Below are 869 nucleotides of genomic sequence, written 5' to 3' on the forward strand. Positions count from 1 at the left end.
CGCGGTGGGCACGCTCGGCGGAGGCCACCAGGACGGCCGGGTCGCCCGCGCGGCGGCCGGAGACCCGCACCGGGATCTCGCGGCCGGTCACGCGCTTGACCGACTCGATCACCTCGCGGACCGAGAAGCCGCTGCCGTTGCCGAGGTTGCAGATCAGGTGCTCGCCCGGCTTGGCCGCGTCCAGGGCGAGCAGGTGGGCGTCGGCGAGGTCGGCGACGTGGATGTAGTCGCGGATGCAGGTGCCGTCCGGGGTCGGGTAGTCGTCGCCGTACACCGCGATGTGCTCGCGCTGCCCGAGCGCCGCCTGGAACACCAGCGGGATCAGGTGCGACTCCGGGTCGTGCCGCTCGCCGTAGGCGCCGTACGCGCCGGCCACGTTGAAGTACCGCAGCGAGACGGCGGCCAGACCGTGGGCGACGGCCTCGCCGGTGATCAGGTGGTCGACGGCCAGCTTCGTGGCACCGTAGGTGTTGGTCGGCGCGGTGCGGGCGGTCTCGGCGATCGGCACGGCCTCCGGCTCGCCGTAGGTCGCGGCGGTGGAGGAGAACACCAGCCTGCGCACACCGGCCGCGCGCATGGCGCTGATCAGCTCCAGCGACCCGGCCACGTTGTTGCGCCAGTACTTCTCCGGGTCCGTGACGGACTCACCGACCTGCGAGGAGGCGGCGAAGTGCAGCACACCGTCGAAGGAACCGTCCAGGACCTTCCCGGCCTCCTGGATCCGGCCCTCGACGAACTCCGCACCGGACGGCACGCCCGCACGGAAGCCCGTGGAGAGATCGTCCAGGACGGTCACCTGGTGACCCGCCTCCAGCAGGTGGGCGGCCACCACACTGCCGACATAGCCGGCGCCACCCGTGACCAGGTAC

At 72.3% G+C, this 869-nt stretch carries 1 protein-coding gene; it reads right to left on the bottom strand.

Annotated features, from left to right (window positions below; all coding sequences use genetic code 11):
* On the bottom strand, nucleotides 1-869 hold an 869-nt coding region (gene galE / locus PUR61_RS17275; RefSeq protein ID WP_329879746.1), incomplete at both ends, for a UDP-glucose 4-epimerase GalE.

It is taken from the genome of Streptomyces sp. BE20, assembly GCF_036322525.1.
Taxonomy (GTDB): Bacteria; Actinomycetota; Actinomycetes; order Streptomycetales; family Streptomycetaceae; genus Kitasatospora.